The sequence below is a fragment of the Bradyrhizobium sp. 6(2017) genome, assembly GCF_011058295.2.
In the GTDB taxonomy this organism is placed as follows: Bacteria; Pseudomonadota; Alphaproteobacteria; order Rhizobiales; family Xanthobacteraceae; genus Bradyrhizobium; species Bradyrhizobium septentrionale.
The window spans coordinates 7,889,533-7,910,554 of sequence record NZ_CP049289.2 but is presented as its reverse complement, the minus strand read 5'-3'; the positions used below and the strand labels follow the sequence as shown (position 1 = coordinate 7,910,554).

Sequence of the window (21,022 nt, the reverse complement as noted above, 5' to 3'; positions counted from 1 at the left end):
CGCTGACACGATTTCGGAATATTGGAAAAATATCCCTGAGTTGCCCGACGTGTCAAGTTGCCTTGTCGAACGCCGGCCCCGCCGGCTCCTTTGCATGGGGTTGTTTTCGATATTTTGGCAGCGCGGCCCCGGCGGGGAGTTCCGCCGCCACCCGCAGTCATGCCGGCACGGTGCGGTGCGACATCTCTGATAGCGGGTACCGCGCGCCGATTGGATCATTATACTGGCCGGAACGTTGCGGCACAGGCGCGGCCCGGGGGCCGGCTGCGGATGAAGGACACTCGATGAGCGAAACCATTGGCTACCCCGATCCAGGCCTCGATTTGTCCGATGGTTTCAAGCCGCACACCTCGCACTGGGGCGTGTTTTCGGCGCGGTTCGGCAAGGCGGGGCTCGAAGTCAGGCCCTATGGCGGCGATCCCGATCCGAACCGCATCATCAACAATTTCCCCGGCGCGTTGCGCCACCAGGCGCGCATTGCGCAACCGGCGATCCGCCGCGGCTGGCTCGAGCGCGGGCCTGGGCCCGACGATCGCCGCGGCCGCGATGAATTCGTCTCGGTCAGCTGGGAGCAGGCGCTCGATCTGCTCGGCGGCGAGCTGACGCGGATCCGCGACACGATCGGCCCCGGCGCGGTGTTCGGCGGCTCCTATGGCTGGTCGAGCGCGGGCCGCTTCCACCACGCGCAGAGCCAGGTGCACCGTTTCCTCAACGTCGCACTCGGCGGCTATGTCCGCTCGGTGAACACCTATTCCTCGGGCGCGTCCTCGGTGCTGCTGCCGCAGATTCTTACCGGCTACGAGGACATCACCAAGCGCAACGTCACCTGGGAACAGATCGCCTCCGAGACCGACATCGTGCTGGCATTCGGCGGCATGGCGCTGAAGAACTCGATGGTGGCGGGCGGCTCGATCAGCAAGCACGTCGAGCGCGGTGCGATGGAGGCGGCGCACCGGCGCGGCTGCGCGTTCGTCCTGGTCAGCCCGCTGCGCGACGATCTCCCCGTCGAGGCCGGCGCCGAATGGATGACGGCGGTGCCGGGCACCGACACCGCGCTGATGCTCGGCATCGTCCACACCCTGGTCAGCGAGGGCCTGCACGATCAGGCGTTCCTCAATCGCTACACCGAGGGCTGGCCGGTGTTCCTGCGCTATCTGACGGGCGAGAGCGACGGCCGGGCCAAGAACGCCGAATGGGCCGCGGCGATCTGCGGCATCGACGCCGACACCATCCGGACGCTCGCGCGGCGGCTCGCCGGCCGGCGCGCGCTGATCACCGTGTCGCACTCGCTGCAGCGCGCCGAGCATGGCGAGCAGCCGGTGTGGATGGGCATGGTGCTGGCGGCGGCCCTCGGCCAGATCGGGCTGCCCGGCGGCGGCTATGCCTATTCGCTCGGCGCGATCGGCTATTACGGCCGTCGCGTCAACGCGGTGCCCGGACCGACGCTCGGGCAGGGCCGCAACGGCATCGCCGACTTCATTCCGGTGGCGCGCATCGCCGACATGCTGCTCAATCCCGGCACCACCTATCGCTACAATGGCGAGACGCGAACCTATCCGGATATCCGCCTCGTCTACTGGGCGGGCGGCAATCCGTTCCACCATCACCAGGACCTCAACCGCCTGCGCAAGGCTTTTGCACGGCTCGACACGCTGGTGGTGCACGAGCTCGCCTGGACCGGGACGGCGCGTCACGCCGACATCGTGCTGCCCTCGACGATGACGCTCGAGCGCGAGGACATCGGCTATTCCACCAACGATCCCTTGATGGTTGCCATGCACCGGATCGCCGAGCCGTTCGGCCTCGCGCGCGACGACTACGACATCTTTGCCGATCTCGCCGAGCGGTTAGGGGCCCGCGAGCCCTTCACCGAGGGGCGTACGTCGCGGCAATGGCTGGCCTATCTCTACGAGCCGACCCGCAAGGCGCTCGCCGGGCGCGGGCTCGAGGCGCCGAGCTTCGAGGAATTCTGGCAGCGCGGCAGCCTGGTCGTGCCGCAACATCTCGACGATGGCGGCACGCTGCGCCGTTTCCGCGAGGACCCGGTCGCGCGGCCGCTGCCGACGCGAAGCGGCCGCATCGAGATCTTCTCGCAGAAGATCGCCGACCACGGCGATGCAGATTGTCCGGGCCATCCGGTCTGGCTCGAGAAGACCGATACGCCGAAGCCAGGCTCGCCGTGCTTCCTTGTCGCCAACCAGCCGGTGACGCGTCTGCACAGCCAGCTCGACTTCGGTGGTCACTCGCTGGAGGCCAAGCATCGCGGCCGCGAGGTCGCGCGCATGAACCCGCGCGACGCGAAGACGCGCGGCATTGCCGACGGCGACATCATCCGCATTTTCAACGCGCGCGGCGCCTGCCTTGCCGCGGTGCATGTCACCGACGGCATTGCGCCCGGCGTGGTGCAGCTGCCGACCGGCGCCTGGTACGACCCGATGGACCCCGAGGAGGAAGCGCCGCTCTGCGTTCACGGCAATCCGAACGTGCTGACGCGTGACATCGGCACGTCATCTTTCGCGCAGGGCTGCACCGGGCAGCTCACGACCGTCGAAGTCGAGCGTTTCAACGGCAATCTGCCCCCGATCCGGGCGTTCGATCCGGCGTAGAGCATGATCCGGAAAAGTGCGAAGCGGTTTTCCGAGAAGATCATGCTCAAAACAAAGAATCGAAGCGCCTCAGAGCCGATCACGAACAAATCATCGCTGTAGCGCTGGCTGGCGCCCATGCGTTCGGCTACGGCATCACGGATCGCCCCTGATTAGCGGACCTTGAGAGATGCACCTGAGAGCCCTGTTTCACCTTGCCGTCGCTGCGACCGTTGTGCTCGGCGCGTCCAGCGCGTCAGCGCAATCGGCCGCCGAGCCGGCCTATGGGCCGGAGTTGCAGGGCTTCGACTATCCCTATCCGGTCGAGCATTATCGCTTCAGCTCGCAGGGGCAGGAGCTCGACATGGCCTATCTCGACGTCAAGCCGGCGACGCCGAACGGGCAGACTGCGGTGCTGCTGCACGGCAAGAATTTCTGTGCCGCCACCTGGGACGGCACCATCAAGGCGCTCAGCGGCGCCGGCTATCGCGTGATCGCGCTGGATCAGATCGGCTTCTGCAAATCCTCCAAGCCGGAACGCTACCAGTTCACCTTCCAGCAGCTGGCCGGCAACAGCCGTGCGCTGCTGGCTTCGCTTGGGATCGAACACTCGATCATGGTCGGCCACTCCACCGGCGGCATGCTGGCGATGCGCTACGCGCTGATGTACCCGGACGCCACCGACCGCTTGGTGCTGGTCGATCCGATCGGGCTTGAGGACTGGAAGGCCAAGGGCGTGCCGTGGCTCAGCCTCGACGGCTGGATGCAGCGTGAGACGCGCGTCACCGCCGACGGCATCCGCGCCTATGAGCGCGCCACCTATTACGCCGACACCTGGGATCCGTCCTACGAGACGTGGGTGCAGATGCTGGCCGGTATGTATCGCGGCCCGGGCCGCGCCGCCGTGGCGTCGAGCTCGGCGCGGCTCTACGACATGATCGCGACCCAGCCGGTGTTCTACGAATTCGAGCAGATCAAGCCGCCGACCCTGCTGTTTGTCGGCGACAAGGACACCACCGCGATCGGCAAGGACACCGCGCCGCCCGAGATCCGCAAGACGCTCGGCAATTATCCGGTGCTGGGCAAGGAAGCCGCGAAGCGGATTCCGCATGCGCAGCTGATCGAATTCCCCGATCTCGGCCATTCGCCGCAGATCCAGGCGCCGGCGCGCTTCCACGAGGCGCTGCTCGGCTGGTTGCAGCATCCGGAGACCGGCACGGCGCTGGTCAAGTAGCAGCTTGGGGATGGCATCATGACGACAGTCGAGCTGGTCAGCGTGTTCACGGTGGATGGTGAGGGAGGCAATCCCTGTCCGATCGTGGTCGATGCCAGGGGCCTGAGCGCATCCGACATGCAGGATGTTGCCCGCCGCCATGGTCATGAATCCGGCTTCGTGTTGCCGGCGGAGAGCGATGATTTCGACGCGACGTTCCGCTTCTTCGTTCCGAACCACGAAATGGAAATGTGCGGCCATGCCACCATCGGTGCGCTCTGGTTGCTTGCACGCCAGGGACGACTGCCGGGCGATACGATCCGGATATCGACGCGGAGCGGTCCCGTCGCCGGCTTCATCAGCCGGGATCGTAACGGCGAGCCCCGTGTCGAGATCACCCAGCCGGCCGGAAAGGCCGTTCCGCTCAGCGCCGAGCAATGCGACGACGTGCTCCGGGCGCTCGCGGTCGGGCCGGATGCGATCGGTGACGGAACGCCCTGCAATGCCGTGACATCGCGGATCAAGACACTGATCCCGATGCGCTCTCCCGATGCGCTGAACGCGCTCGATCCCGAGGTCGGGGACGTCGAGGCGGTCTGCGGGAGGATCGGATCGACCGGGCTCTATCCATTCGCAGTGGTCGACCGCGCGGCGCGCCTGTTCGAGGCACGGCAATTCCCGCGCTCATCCGGTTATCGCGAGGACGCCGCAACCGGCATCGCGGCTGCGGCGCTGGCGTTCGGCTTGCTCGATTACGGCCTGATCACACCTGATGACGACGAGATTCGAATCCTGCAGGGCAGGGCGATGGGGCGCCTGTCGGAGATCCGTGTCCGCATCGGCTTCGCCGGCGGCCGGCCGGTCGGCTGCCTGCTTGGCGGCGACGTCGCATTGATGGCTGTGCCGTCGCGATAAGATGAAATGAGCGGCGTGCATCAGCCGTGCATAGCGCCGGTTCTGCAAAGGCTAGGTCGATTCAGCGACCCGTCTGGCCCGCTCCTGCGCCCTTGCGTGCACGGGTGAGGACTTTCGCGCGCCGGGGCCCGGGTGGACGTGGACGTCCTTCGCGCTCAGCGGCTCGCCGCATTCCGAACAGACCATGACGGGGTCGAACATCTTATTGCAGGTCTTGTGTTCGTGCAGCATCGGCCGGCCGCGCGCGTCGACCATGTGGATGTTGCCCCAGTGCACGATCGACATGATGATCGGATAGAGGTCGAGGCCCTTCTGGGTCAGGATATATTCGTAGCGCTTCGGCGCCTCCTGATAGGGAATCTTGCGCAGCACGCCGAAGCGCACCAGCTTCTTCAGCCGGTCGGCGAGCAGATGGCGGGTGATCCCGAGCGACGCCTGAAAGTCATCGAACCTGCGGATGCGCAGGAAGCATTCGCGCAGGATCAACAGGCTCCAGCGGTCGCCGATCACCGCGACCGTGCGGGCCAGCGAGCACGGCTCCTCCTCGAGGGTATCCCATTTCATCAGCGTCTCCAGCGATCTGCGACGGCAACAGAAGTAAAATTCTAAAACAGAACTAACGTCATTTCAATAGGATGCCTCGAACCTGCCTATGGTTCGGCTATAGGATGACAAATATCATATTGACAGTTCTAAAATAGAACTTATGGTCCGGACCACGATCAACCCGGCCGAGCAAACGGCCGCCGACAATCGAAGGGAAAGGCGTTCCATGGCTGCTCCGCTCAAGGTCGAATTCCACTTCGATTTTGGAAGTCCGAACGCCTATCTCGCGGAACTGGCGCTGCCGGCGATCGAGAAGCGTACCGGCGTGAAGTTCGACTATGTCCCGGTGCTGCTCGGCGGCGTCTACAAGGCGACCGGCAACATGTCGCCCGGCGAGTCGCTGCGCGGCATCAAGAACAAGCCGGAATACAACGCGCTCGAGACCGAACGCTTCCTGCGGCGCCATAACATCACGACGTTCAGGTCGAACCCGTTCTTCCCGGTCAACACGCTGATGCTGATGCGCGGCGTCGTTGCGGCCGATTTCGAGGGGCTGTTCGAGCCCTATTTCCGCGCGGCCTATCACCACATGTGGTCCGAGCCCAAGAAGATGGACGATCCGCAGGTATTCCGCGACGCGTTCCTGTCCTCCGGCGTCGATATCGACCGCATCATCGCCCGCGCCCAGCAGGACGAGGTGAAGAAAAAGCTGATCGAGAACACCAGCAACGCCGTGGCGCGCGGCTCGTTCGGCTCGCCGACCTTCTTTGTCGGCGACGAGATATTCTTCGGCAAGGACCGCTTGCGCGAAGTCGAGGAGGAGATCGTCGCGCAGCTGGCTGCGCCGCAGCGCAAGACCGCCTGAGCGGCAAATTCCTCAAGCCAACAAATCAAGCCCGAAGGGCTGCGACAGGGAGGTTTCAGTGCAGGCGTCGACGCAGGTGGCTGAAGGAAGTGTGGAAGGCTTGCCGAACCGCATCCACGAGGTGATCGATCACCACGTCGCGGCGACGCCGGATCATCTGGCGCTGGTCGACGACAAGATGCGGCTGAGCTATCGCGAGCTCGATCGAACGGTCGGCCGCGTCGCCGAAGCCTTGCAGGCACTCGGCATCCGCGCCGGCGACCGCCTGATGATCGTGAGCGAGAATTCGATTCCGCTGGCCTGCCTGCTGCTGGCGGCGAGCCGGCTCGATGTCTGGTCGATCGTGGTCAATCCGCGGCTATCACCGCGAGAGCTCGATCAGATCAGGGATCACAGCGGCGCCCGCCGGGTGCTGCTGACTGCTGACGTCTCGCAAGAGGCGGCCACGCACGCCGCGCGCTATGAGGCTTCCGTGCAGGATGTCGGTCCGCTCCGCGGCGTCGCGGTCACGGGCCTGAATCTGGCAACGGTTGCCGAGCCGGTCGAGGCCGATGGCGCAAACCAGGTCGCGGTCCTGATCTATACTTCCGGCACCACGGGCGCACCAAAGGGCGTGATGCTGACCCATCGCAATCTGCTGTTCAGCGCGCGGGGCACCGCGGCCTTCCGCAAGATGGCGGCCGACGACGTGCAGTATTGCGTGCTGCCGATCTCGCATATCGTCGGCATCTCGCTGCTGACGATGACCTTGATGGTCGGCGCCACCGTGCGCCTGGTCGCCAAGTACGATCCGGCCGCGCTGGTCAAGGCGATGGCCGAGGAGGGCATCACGATCCTGAACGGCGTGCCCGCGACTTATCAGCGTCTGCTGGAATATCGCCGCAATGCCGGCCTGCCGAAGCTCGATCGCGGCCGGTTGCGCGTGATCTCGGTGGCCGGCGCGCCGCTCGATCTCGAACTCAAATCCCGGGTCGAGCAGGAGCTCGGGCTGTCGCTGCTCAATGGCTACGGCATCACCGAATGCTCGCCGGGCATCTCCGGTGTCCGGCCCGACAGCCCGCGAGACGACCACGCGGTCGGCACCGTCATGCCGGGCCTGGAAGCAAGGCTGGTCGGCCGCGATCTCAAGCCCGTGGCCGACGGCGAAGTCGGAGAGCTTCACGTCCGCGGTCCGAATGTGATGCGCGGCTATTACCGCGCCCCCGATCTGACCGCCAAGGCGATCGATCCCGACGGCTGGTTCAATACCGGCGATCTCGCCCGGTTCCAGGATGGCGCCCTTTATATCGTCGGGCGGACCAAGGAGATGATCATCCGCTCCGGGTTCAACGTTTATCCGGCCGAGATCGAGGCGGTGCTGAGCACGCACGACGCCGTGGTGCAGTGCGCCGTGGTCGGCCGGGCGGTCGAGGGCAATGAGGAGGTCATCGCCTTCGTGCAGCTGATCAAGGGCTCGACCGTCACCGTGGCGGACCTGATGGCGCATGTTGCCCCGCAACTGACCTCGTACAAGCGTCCGTCGGAGATTATCCTGATGGATGCTCTGCCCGCCACGTCGACGGGCAAGCTCCTGAAGCACAAGCTTGCGGAATCGTTGCGCAGCCAAGCCTAGCTCACAAGCCTGACGCTGACGCGTCGCCGCAGAACAGTTCACTCGAACAAGAGACCGGAGACCACCATGCAGAAGAGAAACAAGACGGTTGCCGTCATTGGTGCCGGTGATTTCATCGGCGGCGAGATCGCCAAGAAGTTCGCTTCCGAAGGCTTTACGGTCTTCGCCGGCCGCCGTAACGGCGACAAGCTGGCGCCGCTGGTCAAGGAGATCGAGGCCGCCGGCGGCGAGATCCATGCCCGCTCGCTCGATGCGCGCAAGGAGGAGGAGATCATCTCCTTCCTCAACGACGCCGACAAGCATGCGCCGCTCGAGGTCTGCATCTTCAACATCGGCGCCAACGTCAATTTCCCGATCCTGGAGACCACCGAGCGGGTGTTCCGCAAGGTCTGGGAGATGGCCTGCTATTCCGGCTTCCTGGCGGGACGCGAGGCGGCGCGGCTGATGACGGCGCGTGGCGAGGGCAACATCTTCTTCACCGGCGCGACGGCGTCGTTGCGCGGCGGCAGCGGTTATGCCGCCTTCGCCAGCGCCAAGTTCGGCCTGCGCGCGGTGGCGCAGGCGATGGCGCGAGAGCTCGGACCGAAGAACATCCATGTCGCGCATCTGATCATCGATTCCGGCGTCGACACCGAATGGGTCCGGCAGCGCCGCATCGAGGCGCTCGGCCCGAACGCGCTCGACGATCCCGATCTGCTGATGCCGCCGGCCTCGGTCGCCACGTCCTACTGGCAGCTCTACCAGCAGCCGAAGAGCGCCTGGACGTTTGAGCTGGAAATCCGGCCGTTCGGCGAGAAGTGGTAGGGAGCCTGTACGATGGAGCTCGCGCTATCCCCTGAAGATGCGGTGTTTCGCGACGAGGTCCGCGCCTTCATCAAGGACAATTATCCGGCGGAGATGCGCGTCGCCAATCCGGAGACCGACCTCTCCAAGGAGCAGATGCTGCTGTGGCATCGCATCCTGCACGAGAAGGGCTGGATCGCGCCGCTCTGGCCCAAGGAATATGGCGGTCCCGGCTGGTCGATCACCCGCCGCTTCATCTTCGAGCAGGAGACGACGCGCGCCGGTACGATGCCGCCGCTGGCGTTCAGCGTCACCATGGTCGGCCCGGTCATCTACACCTTCGGCAACGCGGCGCAGAAGGCAAAATTCTTGCCGCGCATTCTCTCCGGCGAGGACTGGTGGTGCCAGGGCTATTCGGAGCCGGGCTCCGGCTCCGACCTCGCCACCGTTCGCACCAAGGCGGTGCGAGACGGCGACCACTACATCGTCAATGGGCACAAGACCTGGACCACGCTGGCGCAGCATGCCGACTGGATCTTCTGCCTAGTTCGTACCGATCCCACGGCAAAGCCGCAGTCCGGCATTTCATTCCTCTTGATCGACATGAAGTCGCCGGGCGTGACGGTGCGCCCGATCATCACCATCGACGGCTCGCACGAGGTCAACGACGTCTTCCTGGAAAACGTCCGCGTCCCCGCCGAGAACCTGATCGGCGAGGAAAACAAGGGCTGGACCTACGCCAAGTTCCTGCTCGGCAATGAGCGCACCAGCATGGCCGGCATCGGCCGCTCGACGCGCTATATCGAGCGGCTGAAGAAGATCGTGAAGGCCGAGATCCCGGAAGACGATCCGGCGCATCTCGAATTCATCAGGGACATCGCCCGCGTCGAGCTCGACGTGCTGGCGCTGGAGGCAACCGAGTTGCGCGTTGTCGCCCAGATGGCCCGCGGCATCGATCCGGGACCGGCGGCATCGCTGTTCAAGATCCGCGGCACCGAGATCTTCCAGGACATCACCGAGCTGACGCACCGCGCGATCGGCAATTACGGGCTTGCGATCCGCGAGCATCCAATCAGCGCCAATCACTTCATGCCGGGTCCGGACTATGGCCACACGGCGTCGGAGAAATATCTTAACTCGCGCAAGCTCTCGATCTACGGCGGCTCCAACGAGATCCAGCGCAATATCATCGCCAAGGCGGTGCTCGGTCTCTGATCCGGAAAAGCGGAGATCATGCTCAAGCAAGCAGCTAATGCGCATCTCATCGCGCTTTAGCAACAGTGGCACGAGAGGATCGGATGGATATCCAGTTCACGGAAGAGCAGGAGTTGTTGCGGTCCAGCGTCCAGCGGCTGCTGCGCGACCAGTATGATTTCGACGCCCGCCGCAAGATCGTCGCGAGCGAGGAAGGTTTGGGCCGCAAGCAATGGGCAGAATTCGCCGAGCTCGGCCTGCTCGCGGCGCCGTTCTCGGAAGCCGCCGGCGGGCTCGGCGGCGGGCCGCTGTCGACCATGATCATCATGCAGGAGTTCGGCCGCCATCTCGTGGTCGAGCCGTTCGTCGAGACGGTCGTGGTGGCCGGCGGCCTGATCGAGCAAGTGGGCTCCGATGCGCAGCAGCAGGCCTACATCGCCGACATCATCGCAGGGTCAAAGCTCTGGGCGCTGGCCTGGACTGAGAAGGGTTCGCGCTTCGATCTCGCCACCGTCACCACGACGGCGCGCCGGGAGGGCAGCGACTATGTCATCACCGGCGAGAAGACGGCGGTGATGGCCGCGCCCTGGGCGGATTATCTGATCGTCTCCGCCCGCACCTCGGGCCATCGTCACGATCGCGACGGCGTCAGCCTGTTCGTGGTCGATCGCCGCGCCGCCAATCTCGATCTGCAGAGCTTCAAGACGATTGACGGCCGCCGCGCGGCCGAGATCAGCCTGCGCGGCGTGCGCGGAGAGTTGCTCGGCAACGAAGGCGGCGGTGTCACGGCACTTGAGACCTGCCGCAACCAGGCCATCGGCGCACTCTGCGCCGAGACGGTCGGCGCGATCGGCGAGCTGAACGCGGCGACCCTGGACTACTCCAAGACGCGCAAGCAGTTCGGCGTCACGATCGGCAGCTTCCAGGTGCTGCAGCACCGGATGGTCGACATGTTCATCGCGCATCAGGAGACGCTGTCGCTGATGCAGCATCTCAGCCTCAGCCTCAACGAGAATGAGGCCGGCATTTCCCGGCTCGCCTCGGGCGCCAAGTCCAAGATTGGCTATGCCGCCAAGTTCGTGGCGGACCAGGCCGTGCAACTGCACGGCGGCATGGGCATGACCGACGAGCTCAATGTCGGCCACTACTTCAAGCGGATTTCCTCCATCAACATCCAGTTCGGCGATCCCGCCTATCACGTGCTGCGCTTCGCGCAGCTCGAGGCGGTCGCCTGAAGCCAGAGAGGCAAGCATGTCACAGGATGCAGTCATCGTTTCCACCGCGCGCACCGGCGTCGGCAAGGCCTATCGCGGCGCGCTCAACAACACCGACGGCCCGACCCTGGCCGGCCACGTCATGGCCGAAGCGGTGAAGCGCGCCGGCATTGCGCCCGGCGAGGTCGAGGACGTGGTGATGGGCTGCGCCATGCAGCAGGGCACCATGGTGATGAACGTCGCGCGCAAGGGCGCGATCCGTGCGGGACTTCCGGTCACCGTTGCCGGCACCACCATCGACCGGCAATGCGCCTCCGGCCTGCAGGCGATCGCGGTTGCCGCGCGCTCGGTGATGCTTGACGGCGTCGAGATCGCGATCGGCGGCGGCATCGAGTCGATCAGTCTGGTGCAGAATGAGCACATGAACAGGTTCCATGCCGTCGACGACGAGCTGATGGCCATGAAGCCCGAGATGTACATGTCGATGCTGGAGACGGCCGAGGTCGTCGCCGAGCGCTATGGGATCGGCCGCGACAAGCAGGACGAATACAGCCTGGAGTGCCAGCGCCGCGTCGGCGCCGCGTTGCAGGGCGGCCGTTTCAACGACGAGATCGTGCCGTTCACGACCAAAATGGCTGTGGTCAACAAGGACACCAAGGAGGTCAGTTATCAGCAGGTGACGCTGGCCAAGGATGAAGGTCCGCGGCCGGATACCACGGCGGACGGACTTGCCAAGATCAAACCAGTGTTTGAGGGCAAGACCATCAGCGCCGGCAATGCCAGCCAGCTTTCGGACGGCGCCTCGGCCTGCGTGATCATGAGCGACAGGATCGCCGCGCAGAAGGGGCTGAAGCCGCTCGGCATCTTCCGCGGCTTCGTCGCCGCCGGCGTCGAGCCGGACGAGATGGGCGTCGGCCCGGTCGCCGCGATCCCGCGGCTGTTGAAGCGGCACAACCTCAAGATCGACGACATCGATCTCTGGGAGCTCAACGAGGCCTACGCGGTGCAGGTGATCTATTGCCGCGACAAGCTCGGCATCGATCCGGATAGGCTGAACGTCAATGGCGGCTCGATCGCGATCGGCCACCCCTACGGCATGACCGGCGCGCGGCTCACCGGCCACCTCCTGATCGAGGGCCGGCGGCGCAAGGCGAAATACGGCGTGGTGACCATGTGCATCGGCGGCGGCATGGGCGCGGCCGGCCTGTTCGAAATCGTCCACTGATCGGAAACGCGGGGAGAAACTTGTGAAGACAGCAATCACTGAACTGTTCGGCATCCAGCATCCGATCATCCAGGGTGGCATGCACTACGTCGGCTTTGCCGAGATGGCGGCTGCGGTGTCCAACGCCGGCGGCCTCGGCATCATCACCGGTCTTACCCAAAAGACGCCGGAGCTGCTGGCCAAGGAGATCGCGCGCTGCCGCGACATGACCGACAAGCCGATCGGCGTGAACCTCACCTTCCTGCCGAGCTTCACCGCGCCGCCCTATCCGGAATATATCGCGGCGATCCGCGAGGGCGGTGTCAAGGCGGTGGAGACCGCGGGCCGCAGCCCGGAGCAATACATGCCGGCGCTGAAGGCTGCCGGCATCAAGGTGATCCACAAATGCACCTCGGTGCGGCATTCGCTGAAGGCCGAGAAGATCGGCTGCGACGCAGTCAGCGTCGATGGCTTCGAGTGCGGCGGCCATCCCGGCGAGGACGACATTCCGAACATGATCCTGCTGCCGCGCGCGGCAGACGAACTGAAGATCCCCTTCGTGGCCTCGGGTGGCATGGCGGATGCACGCAGCCTCGTCGCGGCGCTTTCGATGGGCGCTGCCGGCATGAACATGGGCACGCGCTTCATCGCCACCAAGGAAGCGCCGGTCCATCCCAACGTGAAGCAGGCGCTGCTCGATGCGGACGAGCTCGACACCCGCCTGGTGATGCGCGCGCTGCGCAATACCGAGCGCGTGCTGAAGAACAAGGGCGTCGATGAGCTGCTCGAGATCGAGCGCGAGAGGGGCGCCAAATTGAAGATCGAGGATATCCACGAGCAGGTCGCCGGCGTCTACCCCAAGGTGATGATCGACGGCGAGATGGATGCCGGCGCCTGGAGCTGCGGCATGGTGGTCGGGCTGATCAACGACATCCCGACCGTCAAGGAGCTGATCGACCGCATCATGGCCGAGGCTGAAGCGATCATCCGGCAGCGGCTGACCGGCTTCCTCGATGGCAAATTTGAAACCAGGCCGGCCCGTGCGGTCGCCTAACCGGAGAGTGCCATGACCGAGCATGTCAAGGTTGAGATCGCAGCCGGCGTGATGACGCTGACGCTGCAGCGGCCGGAAAAGAAGAACGCGCTGACCGGCGCCATGTACAATGTCATGTCCGCGGCGCTCAAGCAGGTGGAGGCGGATGCCTCTGTCCGGGTGATCCTGTTCCAGGGCGACGGCGACAGCTTCACCGCGGGCAATGATCTGGCTGACTTCGCAAGCCAGGCGCGCGGTGAAAGCATTGTCGACAGTCCGGCCCACACTTTCATCGAAACCATCAGCAAGGTCGGCAAGCCGATCGTCGCGGCGGTGCAGGGCAATGCGGTCGGCGTCGGCACCACCATGCTGCTGCATTGCGACCTGGTCTATCTCGCCGAGAATGCGCGGCTGATCACGCCCTTTGTCAATCTCGCTCTGGTTCCGGAAGCCGCATCCAGCTGGCTGCTGCCGTTGCGGATCGGGCACGCGCGCGCCTATGCGATGTTTGCGCTTGGCGAGCCGATGGATGCGCAGGGCGCGCTGGCATCCGGCCTTGCCAATGCCGTGGTGCCGCAGGCCGATCTGCGCAAGAAAGCGCATGACGCCGCGGTCGCGCTGACCAAACGGCCGGCGGGTTCGCTCAGCATGACCAAGAAGCTGATGCGCGAGCAGCAGCGGATCGCGGCGCAGATCGCCGAGGAAGGCGTGCTGTTCAAGGAGCGGCTGACGACGCCGGAAGCGCGCGAAGCCTTTGCCGCGTTCGCCGAACGGCGTCAGCCGGACTTTTCCAAGCTGTCGGCCTGAAATCGCCGGGAATTCACGGAAACATTGAGGGAGCGAACAGCATGCACGTCGTCGGCAGCCACCAATACCCCAGCATGGAATCCGTGATCTACGGCAGGCCGGCGGCCGAGGCGCTGCGCGAGGAGGCCGAACGGCTCGGCGCCAAGCGCGTCTATCTGATCGCCAGCCGGACGCTGAACACCACGACCGACGAGATCGAGAAGATCCGCAAAGCGCTCGGCGATCGCCATGCCGCGACCTTTGACGGCGTACCGCAGCACACGACGCGGGACGTGGTGACGCAGATCGCGCGACAGGCGAGCGAAGCCAAAGCGGATCTCGTCGTCGCCATCGGCGGCGGCTCGGTGGTCGATGCGGCGAAGATCGTGCTGATGTGCATGGAGCACGAGATCTTCGAAGCTGCCGGGCTCGACGGCTTCGAGACCACGCCGGAGCGCCGCTTCGGGTCGTTCCGCAACCCGAAGGTCCGGATGATCGCGATCCCCAGCACGCTGTCGGGGGGCGAGTACAATTCCGGCGCGCTGGTCACCGACACCAGCCGCAAGCTGAAGCAGATATTCAACCACCCGATGATGATGCCGCGCAGCATCATCCTCGATCCCGCGATCACGAAATACACGCCGGAGAAACTCTGGCTCGGTTCCGGCACCCGGGCGATGGACCACGGCATCGAGGCGATCTGCTCCAGCCGTCCCAACGTGCTCGTCGATGCGGTGTGCCAGCAGGGGCTGCGCTATCTGCACGATGGTCTGCTGCGCACCAAGGATAACCCCAACGATGAGGCGGCGCGGCTGAATTGCCAGCTGGGCTCGTGGCTGTCCGCTTTCGGATTGCAATCGCGGGTGCCGATGGGCGCAAGCCACGCCATCGGCCATGTCCTCGGCGGCACCTGCGACGTTCCGCATTATTTCTGCACCGCGGTGATGATGCCGAGCGTGCTGCGCTACAACCGTCCCGCGACGGAAGCCGCCCAGCAGACGATCGCCGCCGCGCTCGGCGCGCCGGGGCGCGACGCGAGCGATGCGTTCGCCGGCTTTATCGCCGAGCTCGGGCTGCCGCGGCGGCTGGCTGATGTCGGCGTCGGCGAGGACCGTTTTGAGCTGATCGGCAAGAACGCGATGCTGTCGATCTTCACCCGGGCCAACCCGCAGCCGATCCGCGAGCCCGGCGATGTCGTCAAGATCCTGAAGCTCGTCGCCTGAAGCTTGTCGCAACGGGAGCAGTCCACAATGGCTGACCTGCGTATATTCTCTTACTTGCCGAACCCGCGCGTCTGGAAAGCAACCATCGCGGCGCGGTTCTGCGGCGTCGATGTCGAGGTGCGGGGCGCCTCCGGCAAGGAATTGCGCGACTGGCTGTGGGATTACGATGCCCATCCGCTGACGGAGCACGAACGCGCCTCGCTGTCGTCGCTGGCGCGAACCGGCCGGGTCGGGCTGACCGGCGCACAGCTGTTCAAGACCGACGCGTTCATGGAGGCACAGCCGTTCGGCAATGTGCCCGCCGCATTCGGCGCCGATGGCAAGGTCGGGATCTTCGAATCGAACAGCATCATGCGCGCGGTGGCGCGGCTCGGCGAAGCGAAGTTCGCCCTCTATGGGCGTGACGCCTTCGAAGCGTCCAGGATCGACAGCTTCCTCGATGTCAGCCTGGTGTTCGCGCGGGACACGCAGATCTATCTGCTCGCTCTGTCGGGCGGAACGGTCGACGCGGCCATTCACGCGCGCGCCAAGGACGCGTTTGCGATCTATGCCTCGGGGATCGAGCAGGCATTGTCGCCACGGCGCGAGACGCTGGTCGGAACCGGCATCTCGATTGCCGACATCTGCCTTGCCGCCGAGCTCGCGCTGTTCATGAACGAGCATGGGCGGGCCGAGCAATTGCGCAAGCAGGGGTTGGAACGAATCCTGCACCCGGGCGTGCAGGATGACTATCCGCTGATGTTCGCCCACTTTGCCCGCCTGCTCGAGCACGCGCATTTTGCGCCGGAGCTCAAGCCCTATGTCGAGAAGCTGCGGTCGAAGGCGGCCGGCTGAGCATGAAACCTGTTGGCCGCAACGCGGAGGGTTGATCGTATGACCGCACCTGTTTGTTTGATCTCCGGCGTGGGACCCGGCACGGGCTCGGCGCTCGCCAGGAGGTTCGCCGAAGGCGGCTATCGCGTCGCGCTGCTCGCCAGGAACGAGGAGCGCCTCGCCGCGCTCGAAAAGCAGCTGCCGGGCGCAAAGGCCTATCGATGCGACGTGTCCGACCCCGCGCAGGTCGAGGCGGTGGCCTCCGCCGTGGAGCGCGATCTCGGCAATCCCGGCGTCGTGATCCACAACGCCGTCGGCGGCGCGTTCGGCACATTCCGCGAGATCGATCCGCAGATTCTCAATCGCAACTTCCAGGTCAACACGATGGGGCTGTTGTATCTGGCGCGGCGGTTCACCCCGGCGATGATCGGTGCCGGCAAGGGCGCCATTGTGGCGACCGGCAACACCTCGGCGTTGCGCGGCAAGGCCGGCTTCGCAGGCTTCGCGCCGACCAAGGCGGCGCAGCGGATTCTCGCCGAAGCGATGGCGCGCGACCTCGGGCCGCAAGGCGTTCACGTCGCCTACGTCGTCATTGATGCGGTGATCGATCTGGAGTGGACGCGGAAGCGCTGGCCGGAACGGCCGGACGACTTCTTCATCAAACCGAAAGCGATCGCTGACGAGATCTGGCACGTCGCGCACCAGGATCGCAGCGCGTGGTCGTTCAATGTCGAGATCAGGCCGTTCGGCGAGGCCTGGTAGGCCCGACGCTGCGGTCGCAAGAGCCGGCTAATTCATAAAAACCAAGGGGAGAGTTGCATGTCGTTGAGGAAGATTGCTGTGTCCATTGCGGTTCTTGCGGCCTTTGCCGTAGCTCCCGTCCGCGCCGAAACGCCCGGTATCTCGGAATCGGAGATCAAGATCGGGGCGACATTCCCGTTCAGCGGCCCGGCATCTCCGCTCAGCAATACAGGCAAGGGCCTCATCGCCTATGTCAACTCCATCAATGATCGCGGCGGCATCAACGGCCGCAAGATCAATCTCATCACCTATGACGATGCCTATTCGCCGCCCAAGGCGGTGGAGCAGGTCCGGAAGCTGATCGAGAGCGACGAGGTGGCTTTCTTGTTTGGCCCGCTGGGGACGCCCGGTATCGGCGCAACCATCAAATATGTGACCGCGAAGAAGGTGCCGCACCTCTTTGTCGTGAGCGGTGTGACCAAGTTTGCCAACTTCGCCGAGTTCCCACTGACCACCACGGGGTTGCCGAGCTACAACACCGAAGGAAAGATCTACGCCAAGTACATTGCCCAGACGGCGCCGGACGCGAAGATCGCGATCCTCTACCAGAACGACGATCTCGGCCGTGACTTCGTGGCCGCGTTCAAGGAAACCCTGAAGGGTGAGTTCGACAAGAAGGTGGTGACATCTCCCTATGAGGTCACCGAGCCCACGATTGACTCCCGCGTCGTGACGTTGAAGGCATCGGGCGCCCAGGCATTCCTGATCGCCGGCACGCCGAAATTCGCCGCGCAAGCGATCAAGAAGGCGAGCGAGATCGGCTGGTCGCCGCTCACCATCGTCAATTACGTGTCGAGCTCGGTGTCTTCGACCATCGTGCCGGCCGGAGCGGACAAGGCGGTGGGCGTCGTCGTCGCGACCATCGCGAAGGATCCGAATGACAAGAAATGGGCCGACGATCCCGGCATCAAATGGTATCGCGCGCACTTCGAGAAGTATCTTCCGGGTGCCGATATCGGCGACAGCAACTACCTGTTCGGGACCCAGCAGGGCCAGATCCTGGAGCAGGTGCTGAAGCAGTGCGGCGACGACCTGTCGCGCGAGAACATCGTGAAGCAGGCACGTAACATCAAGGGACTTGTGCTGCCGACGCTGATGCCGGGCATCACGGTCAACACCGGGCCCGACAACAGCATGGCCTATACGCAACTTCAGCTGCAGCGCTGGACGGGGAGCTCCTGGGAGCAGTTCGGCGGCGTGCTGAGGGCCGAGCCGAACTGAGCCGCCGCATCGATGGCCGGCGCGCTAGTGCAGCCGTCGTGCGACCGGCTTCGCCGGCGCGCTGTGCCAGTTCCATTGCGATGATCGGTCGCTCGACCGCAGGCTCGCCAGGAACGCTGTGGTCTTCGGCTGCACCCGCGAGCCGTCGATCACCTCGAGCTGGCCGCACCGGTTGAGCGTGTGCAGCTTCCGTCCGCTCCACAGCGGCCCGGGCTTGAGCAGGTGGCGGACCGCCTGCTTGTATGTCGTCGGCGACAGTTCGTGCACTTCCGAAAGTCCCAGCGCAGCGCCGTAGCCGCTGCTGCAATCCTGCACCGGGCGCCACAGTTTTCCGTCGATGGTCACGAAGTTTCCGGCCGGCCGCGCGGTCGCGCGATCCATCAGGACCGGATTGGCCGCATGCGGCTGCCAGGGGCCGAGCAACCGGTCGGCGTAATAGATCGCCAGCGTGTCGGAATATCCGCCGGTGCCATCGCGCCAGGCGCCGAACATGTAGTGCAGGCCATTGTGCTGCGTGATGGTCACATCAGCCAGTTCGAGCCCGGACAGCAGCGTGCTGTGCCGCTCCCATTTGTCCGGAAAGCGGACGCATTTATAGAGCGGGACGTCCCGATGCGCGGTGCTCTCCGGGATCATCCAGAGCTCGCCATTGTCCTCGATCAGGAACGGGTAGGACAGGTGCCACGGCTCTTCGAGCACGGGCATTACGGTGCCGACCGGTCCCTCGCCGTCGAATTCGATCGCCGAGATGATGCCCTTGCCGACCCGGTGGTCGAGATCTTCGAAGAACACGAAGGTCCTGCCCTGCCATTTCACCGGGACGGGATCGGCATAGAAGTGGTTGCCGGGGTCGCCGAGCACGTTCCAGGCCGGTCCGGACAGGTCGCCGGTGCGCCAGACATCCGCGTTCTCGGCGTAGCGCCATCCGATATGCCAGTGCGGCGCGTAGCAGCACAGCCGATAGATTTCCTTGGCGATCGAAGTCGCCACGCCACGCACGACAAAGGGCGCGGGGTTGCGCGGCGCGCCGGCGCTCGCCGGAGCAGCCAATTGCGGCACCAGCCGCGGAGCTCCCGACAGAATCGGAGGCAGCATGGACAGCGTCCGTGCCATCACCGTTTCGAGCCCGCCACTCAGGCCGGCTGCGATTTCCGCGGAGGGATGGCCGCGGTCGATGACCGAGCCGTCAAGCTCGTTGACGATTTCGATCACCGGCAGGTCGCCGGCGAGGATGGCCGCCAGCGCCGCATGCTCTCCCGCGGAGCCGTTGAACCGCGGACGGAGATAGAGCCTGGCGGAGCAGTCCGGATCGCGCTCGGCGCTGGTGAAGTCGACCACCACGTCGGGGTTGCCCGCGCGCGGCCGCTCCGGGATCGTCTTCAGCCGGTCGGCGCCGCCGGCCTTGCCCTTGCGCAGGACGATGCGCTCAAGCTCGAACAGCATGTCGAGGCCGGCGGGGCGAGGCTCCGGCGTCGTGGTCCAGGCGATTTGAACGGGAATATCCTGATCCTTGACGCGCAGCTTTTCGCGGCACATCCAGAGCCGCGGCTGCTCGCGATCGCAGCGGAACTCGATAATCATGTCCAGCCCAACTTCCTAGTGCGCGTCCGCCCCCACGGCGTTGGCGAGAATGCGGACGTATTCCTCTATCATGGCATCCAACGAATAGCGCGACTTCAGGCCCACGGCGCTTTGCCGCAGCTGGTCGCTCAACACACGATCGGTGAGGACCTTCGATACGGCGGCCGAAAACTCCGCCTCATTGGCAGCGTCAACGAACACCGCCGCAGGCTGTCCCTGGCAGGACAGCACCTCGCGCAAAACCGGAAGATCGTTGACGACGCAGGGAATGCCGGCACTCGCGGCTTCGACGGCGGCGAGGCCAAACGTTTCGGCCTGCGTCGGAAAGACGAAGATGTCGAGGCAAGCCAGGAAGTCGGCCATCTGGCGCGGCGGAATCTCGCCGATGAGGTGCAGCCGGTCGGAGACATCAAGCTCATCGGCCAGCGCCTTGAGCCGTGCTTCATCGGCGCCCTGGCCGGCCAGCGCAAGGTGCCAGGACGGGTCGGCAGCCAGCAGACGAATTGCCGCATCGAGCCGCTTGTGCGGGTGCAGCCTTGCCGCGCAGCCGAGCAGGGTACGGTCCGGCGGCAGCTTGAACTGCTGTCGTGCAACGTCCTTCGGCAGGCTGTGCGACTTGTCGTCGAAGCCGTGCGGCACGTGCTTCATCCGCGCGCGGTAGAGCGCAGGATAGCGGGCGTATTCACGCTCCATATCCCGCGAGTTCAGCGTGATGCACTGGAAGAAGCCGGTAGAGCCCATGATGATGTCGGCGGCGCGCACCGGCATGCTCATCGACATCGCCGAGGATACCTGGTTGGCGATCACGGGGGCGCGGCTGATGAGGCGCGACACGCCTCCGCCGATCACGTTGCCGAAGTGCTGGAAGGTCAGGACGACATCGGGCCGGATGGCCCTGAGATGACCGGCGAGCGTCCACAGCATCCGCAGCAGCGCCATCGGGTTTCCCGGGCGGCTCGACGCGCAATAGAACGTATTGGGCGGTTCGTCGAAGGAATCCGATTTGCGGAAGAAGAACAGGTTGGCGACGTCATAGCCGCGCGCGGTGAGGCCGGCACCGAGCAGCCGTGATATCTCCTGCGCGCCGGCGTTCTCGGCCTGGGTCTGCACCAGGACAACACGCAGCTTCTTCCTGCTCTCGTTCGGTCGATCGCGTGACGCGGCCGATGCCTCGCGCAATGCAGTGCTTGGCGTGTATTGGAGCACGGATTCCTCACCCGTTGAAGGAGTGGATTCGCCCCCTTCATTTTTGCGCGCGTTCCTATCACGCGAAGCGTGCTCGTGCACCGGGTAGCGCGTGTTGAGGTTACTGCTCATTTAGTGCGATCGGACATTGCCAGCAATCAAAAGCGCAATCAAAAACGATTGTCTCACACATAGGGTACAACTGGCTCGTTAACTAATTGGTTACGGCCGCGTAAGGAGGGGTAACC

Annotated in this window: 18 protein-coding genes; 15 read left to right on the top strand and 3 right to left on the bottom strand. The window is 64.9% G+C overall.

Annotation, left to right across the window (positions count from 1 at the left end; all coding sequences use genetic code 11):
* The first annotated feature begins 284 nt into the window (after nucleotides 1–284).
* The 3 genes from G6P99_RS37575 (at nucleotide 285) to G6P99_RS37565 (ending at nucleotide 4,713) form a co-directional block, all read left to right on the top strand.
* Nucleotides 285–2,606, top strand: a complete 2,322-nt coding sequence (locus G6P99_RS37575; RefSeq protein ID WP_165125734.1) for a molybdopterin guanine dinucleotide-containing S/N-oxide reductase — start codon at nucleotides 285–287, stop codon at nucleotides 2,604–2,606.
* 169 nt (nucleotides 2,607–2,775) lie between these two features.
* A complete protein-coding gene (locus G6P99_RS37570; protein WP_029080412.1) occupies nucleotides 2,776–3,819 on the top strand; it encodes an alpha/beta fold hydrolase in 1,044 nt (347 codons plus the stop codon).
* Nucleotides 3,820–3,837: 18 nt separating this feature from the next.
* Nucleotides 3,838–4,713, top strand: coding sequence for a PhzF family phenazine biosynthesis protein (locus G6P99_RS37565; protein ID WP_029080411.1), 876 nt, complete (start codon nucleotides 3,838–3,840; stop codon nucleotides 4,711–4,713).
* A gap of 51 nt (nucleotides 4,714–4,764) precedes the next feature.
* Here the strand turns inward: G6P99_RS37565 and G6P99_RS37560 are convergent, their stop codons facing one another.
* On the bottom strand, nucleotides 4,765–5,277 hold the full coding sequence (locus G6P99_RS37560) for a winged helix-turn-helix transcriptional regulator (protein WP_165125731.1): 513 nt from the start codon (nucleotides 5,275–5,277) through the stop codon (nucleotides 4,765–4,767).
* A 208-nt stretch (nucleotides 5,278–5,485) separates the two neighbouring features.
* On the opposite strand from G6P99_RS37560, the gene G6P99_RS37555 reads away from it, so the two are divergent.
* The 12 genes from G6P99_RS37555 (at nucleotide 5,486) to G6P99_RS37500 (ending at nucleotide 18,008) form a co-directional block, all read left to right on the top strand.
* Nucleotides 5,486–6,124 carry a 2-hydroxychromene-2-carboxylate isomerase gene (locus tag G6P99_RS37555; RefSeq protein ID WP_029080409.1) on the top strand — a complete coding sequence of 213 codons (639 nt, stop codon included), beginning with the start codon at nucleotides 5,486–5,488 and terminating at the stop codon, nucleotides 6,122–6,124.
* Nucleotides 6,125–6,182: 58 nt separating this feature from the next.
* Entirely contained in the window at nucleotides 6,183–7,736 is a 1,554-nt protein-coding gene (locus G6P99_RS37550; protein WP_245284633.1) for a class I adenylate-forming enzyme family protein, read from the top strand.
* 66 nt (nucleotides 7,737–7,802) lie between these two features.
* Nucleotides 7,803–8,540: an SDR family oxidoreductase gene (locus G6P99_RS37545; RefSeq protein ID WP_029080407.1), complete on the top strand. Its 738-nt coding sequence runs from the start codon at nucleotides 7,803–7,805 to the stop codon at nucleotides 8,538–8,540.
* A 12-nt stretch (nucleotides 8,541–8,552) separates the two neighbouring features.
* Entirely contained in the window at nucleotides 8,553–9,734 is a 1,182-nt protein-coding gene (locus tag G6P99_RS37540; RefSeq protein ID WP_029080406.1) for an acyl-CoA dehydrogenase family protein, read from the top strand.
* Between the two features lie 83 nt (nucleotides 9,735–9,817).
* Nucleotides 9,818–10,948 carry an acyl-CoA dehydrogenase family protein gene (locus tag G6P99_RS37535; RefSeq protein WP_029080405.1) on the top strand — a complete coding sequence of 377 codons (1,131 nt, stop codon included), beginning with the start codon at nucleotides 9,818–9,820 and terminating at the stop codon, nucleotides 10,946–10,948.
* Between the two features lie 16 nt (nucleotides 10,949–10,964).
* On the top strand, nucleotides 10,965–12,152 hold the full coding sequence (locus G6P99_RS37530; RefSeq protein WP_029080404.1) for an acetyl-CoA C-acyltransferase: 1,188 nt from the start codon (nucleotides 10,965–10,967) through the stop codon (nucleotides 12,150–12,152).
* Nucleotides 12,153–12,174: 22 nt separating this feature from the next.
* A complete protein-coding gene (locus tag G6P99_RS37525; protein ID WP_029080403.1) occupies nucleotides 12,175–13,185 on the top strand; it encodes an NAD(P)H-dependent flavin oxidoreductase in 1,011 nt (336 codons plus the stop codon).
* A 12-nt stretch (nucleotides 13,186–13,197) separates the two neighbouring features.
* Entirely contained in the window at nucleotides 13,198–13,971 is a 774-nt protein-coding gene (locus G6P99_RS37520) for an enoyl-CoA hydratase-related protein (RefSeq protein WP_029080402.1), read from the top strand.
* A gap of 41 nt (nucleotides 13,972–14,012) precedes the next feature.
* Nucleotides 14,013–15,173: an iron-containing alcohol dehydrogenase gene (locus tag G6P99_RS37515; protein ID WP_029080401.1), complete on the top strand. Its 1,161-nt coding sequence runs from the start codon at nucleotides 14,013–14,015 to the stop codon at nucleotides 15,171–15,173.
* 27 nt (nucleotides 15,174–15,200) lie between these two features.
* Complete coding sequence (locus G6P99_RS37510) at nucleotides 15,201–16,007, top strand: glutathione S-transferase (RefSeq protein ID WP_029080400.1); 807 nt, start codon at nucleotides 15,201–15,203, stop codon at nucleotides 16,005–16,007.
* 39 nt (nucleotides 16,008–16,046) lie between these two features.
* The gene (locus G6P99_RS37505) at nucleotides 16,047–16,748 is read left to right on the top strand and encodes an SDR family NAD(P)-dependent oxidoreductase (RefSeq protein ID WP_029080399.1); all 702 of its coding nucleotides are present in this window, start codon (nucleotides 16,047–16,049) and stop codon (nucleotides 16,746–16,748) included.
* A gap of 57 nt (nucleotides 16,749–16,805) precedes the next feature.
* Nucleotides 16,806–18,008, top strand: a complete 1,203-nt coding sequence (locus G6P99_RS37500; RefSeq protein ID WP_029080398.1) for an ABC transporter substrate-binding protein — start codon at nucleotides 16,806–16,808, stop codon at nucleotides 18,006–18,008.
* 24 nt (nucleotides 18,009–18,032) lie between these two features.
* On the opposite strand, the gene G6P99_RS37495 is transcribed toward G6P99_RS37500, so the two are convergent.
* Both G6P99_RS37495 and G6P99_RS37490 read right to left on the bottom strand, forming a co-directional pair.
* Nucleotides 18,033–19,589 (bottom strand): glucosamine inositolphosphorylceramide transferase family protein, encoded by a 1,557-nt coding sequence (locus G6P99_RS37495; RefSeq protein WP_035976682.1) that lies wholly within the window; start codon nucleotides 19,587–19,589, stop codon nucleotides 18,033–18,035.
* 15 nt (nucleotides 19,590–19,604) lie between these two features.
* On the bottom strand, nucleotides 19,605–20,795 hold the full coding sequence (locus tag G6P99_RS37490; protein ID WP_029080397.1) for a glycosyltransferase family 4 protein: 1,191 nt from the start codon (nucleotides 20,793–20,795) through the stop codon (nucleotides 19,605–19,607).
* Between the last annotated feature and the right edge of the window lie 227 nt (nucleotides 20,796–21,022).

Coding starts and splice junctions, on each gene's coding strand:
- G6P99_RS37520 (WP_029080402.1), top strand. CDS start 13,198: ATGACCGAGCATGTCAAGGTTGAGATCGCAGCCGGCGTGATGACGCTG.
- G6P99_RS37515 (WP_029080401.1), top strand. CDS start 14,013: ATGCACGTCGTCGGCAGCCACCAATACCCCAGCATGGAATCCGTGATC.
- G6P99_RS37495 (WP_035976682.1), bottom strand. CDS start 19,589: ATGATTATCGAGTTCCGCTGCGATCGCGAGCAGCCGCGGCTCTGGATG.
- G6P99_RS37560 (WP_165125731.1), bottom strand. CDS start 5,277: ATGAAATGGGATACCCTCGAGGAGGAGCCGTGCTCGCTGGCCCGCACG.
- G6P99_RS37510 (WP_029080400.1), top strand. CDS start 15,201: ATGGCTGACCTGCGTATATTCTCTTACTTGCCGAACCCGCGCGTCTGG.
- G6P99_RS37540 (WP_029080406.1), top strand. CDS start 8,553: ATGGAGCTCGCGCTATCCCCTGAAGATGCGGTGTTTCGCGACGAGGTC.
- G6P99_RS37575 (WP_165125734.1), top strand. CDS start 285: ATGAGCGAAACCATTGGCTACCCCGATCCAGGCCTCGATTTGTCCGAT.
- G6P99_RS37570 (WP_029080412.1), top strand. CDS start 2,776: ATGCACCTGAGAGCCCTGTTTCACCTTGCCGTCGCTGCGACCGTTGTG.
- G6P99_RS37565 (WP_029080411.1), top strand. CDS start 3,838: ATGACGACAGTCGAGCTGGTCAGCGTGTTCACGGTGGATGGTGAGGGA.
- G6P99_RS37555 (WP_029080409.1), top strand. CDS start 5,486: ATGGCTGCTCCGCTCAAGGTCGAATTCCACTTCGATTTTGGAAGTCCG.
- G6P99_RS37545 (WP_029080407.1), top strand. CDS start 7,803: ATGCAGAAGAGAAACAAGACGGTTGCCGTCATTGGTGCCGGTGATTTC.
- G6P99_RS37500 (WP_029080398.1), top strand. CDS start 16,806: ATGTCGTTGAGGAAGATTGCTGTGTCCATTGCGGTTCTTGCGGCCTTT.
- G6P99_RS37505 (WP_029080399.1), top strand. CDS start 16,047: ATGACCGCACCTGTTTGTTTGATCTCCGGCGTGGGACCCGGCACGGGC.
- G6P99_RS37535 (WP_029080405.1), top strand. CDS start 9,818: ATGGATATCCAGTTCACGGAAGAGCAGGAGTTGTTGCGGTCCAGCGTC.
- G6P99_RS37530 (WP_029080404.1), top strand. CDS start 10,965: ATGTCACAGGATGCAGTCATCGTTTCCACCGCGCGCACCGGCGTCGGC.